General features: G+C 68.7%; 1 protein-coding gene. It reads right to left on the bottom strand.

From position 1 onward, the window contains the following. A partial coding sequence (locus tag BN903_RS11980) for a PAS domain S-box protein (protein WP_048077939.1) occupies positions 1-1,699 on the bottom strand: 1,699 nt, incomplete at its 3' end. Positions 1,700-1,847 lie beyond the last annotated feature (148 nt).

The raw sequence follows: 1,847 nt of genomic DNA, 5'->3' as shown, positions 1-1,847 counted from the left end.
AGCCGTGCGCGGTGGCGATCTCCTTGACGATCGCGAGCCCGAACCCGGTGTTCCCCGCCGCGCCGCTCTCGCCGGGTTCGAAGAGGGAGTCGGCCACCGCGGGGTCGATCCCCGGCCCGTCGTCCTCGACGAAGAAGCCGTCCGGGAGGTCGCCGACGCGGAGCGAGACGTCGGGGCCGGCGTGCTCGACCGCGTTCCGCATCAGGTTCTCGAAGAGGTTCCGGAGGCGGTCCGGGTCGGCGAGCACCTCGCGGTCGGTCTCGACGGAGAGGGTCGCCGACGCGGTGTCGACGGTCGACCAGCTGTCGGCGGCGACCGCCGCGAGGTCGACGTGTACGGGGTCGCCGACCGTCTCGCCCTCGCGGGCGAGCGCGAGGGTGCGCTCGACGATCGACTCCATCCGGTCGAGCGCGTCGAGGGCGGCGTCGAGGTTCTCCGCGTCGTCGGAGACCTCGCGCGCCAGCTCGACACGCCCCTGCGCGACGTTCAGGGGGTTCCGCAGGTCGTGCGAGACGATGCTGGCGAAGGAGTCGAGCCGGTCGTTCTGCCGTTCGAGCGCCGCCTCGCGCTCTTTGAACGCCGTGATTTCCTCTTGGAAGCCGACCCAGTTCGTGACGGTTCCGTCCGCGTCGCTGATCGGGGCGATGCTCACCCGGTTCCAGAACTCCGTCCCGTCCTTGCGGTAGTTCAACAGCTCGACGCTCGTCGAGTCCTCGGCGTCGATCGCGTCGCGGAGCTTCCGGACCGATTCCTCTTCGGTGTCCGGTCCCTGAAGGAACCGGCAGTTGACGCCGATCGACTCCTCGCGGCCGTACCCCGTCATCTCGACGAACCGGTCGTTGACGTACACCATCGGGTTGTCCTCGCGTTGCTGGTCCGTGATGGTGATCCCGACCGGGGCCTCGTTGAGCGCCCGGGTCTTCGTCTCCAGCTCCTCGCGGCGCTCGCGCTCGTCGGAGACGTCGCGGAGGATGCCGACGCTGCCCTCGAAGCACTCGCCGTCGTACGGCAGCGCCGCCATGTGGTCCCGACACGGGACGGGGTCGCCTTCCTTCGGCACGATGTCGACGGAGAAGCGCTGGACGTCGGGACCGGAACTGGAGAGGATCGTTCCGAGCCGGTCCTCCGCCTCCGCGACCGCGGCGTCGTCCTTGATGAACCCGGGGGTACTCCCGATGATCTCCTCGCGGTCGTACCCGGTGAGTTCGGCGAACGGCTCGTTGACGAACCGGAAGACGCCGGTCTCGTCGACGACGTAGACGGGGTAGCCGAGCGCCTCGATGACGGTGGAGTAGCGCTCGGCGATCTCCTTGGTCCGGTACTCGTCGACGGCCTGATCGACGCGGTTCGCGAGCCGGCGGAGCTGCTCGGGACCGCCCTTCTGGAAGTAGCCGGTGACGCCGGCGTTGAGCGCCTGACTCGCGATCTCCTCGGACCCCTTGCCGGTGTACAGCACGAAGGGGATCTTCTGGTTGCGCTCGCGTACGGCGTCGAAGAACGCCAGCCCGTCCATCGGGGGCATGTCGTAGTCGCTGACGACGCAGTCGAAGGAGCCGTCGTCGAGCCGTTCGAGCGCGGCCTCCGGGTCGGTCTCGCTCGTCACCGCCACCGAATCGAGCTCCCGCTCGAAGTACGCCTCCGCGAGATCGAGGACCGACGGGTCGTCGTCGACGTGTAACACGTCGATCGCTGCGGACATACGGCGAGTAAGGGGCGCACGGAATAAACGACTACCGACCCGGCTATCGGATCTGGATCTGTGCGGCGTCGCGGGCGAGACGGGCCGCGTCCACTTCCGGCGCGCGTGGCTGATTCTTAAGGCCGCGGAGCGCGGAGCCGAACGCGAT

This window comes from Halorubrum sp. AJ67 (genome assembly GCF_000513435.1).
The sequence above is the reverse complement of the archived record's forward strand: the minus strand, read 5'-3'. Positions and strand labels throughout refer to the sequence as shown.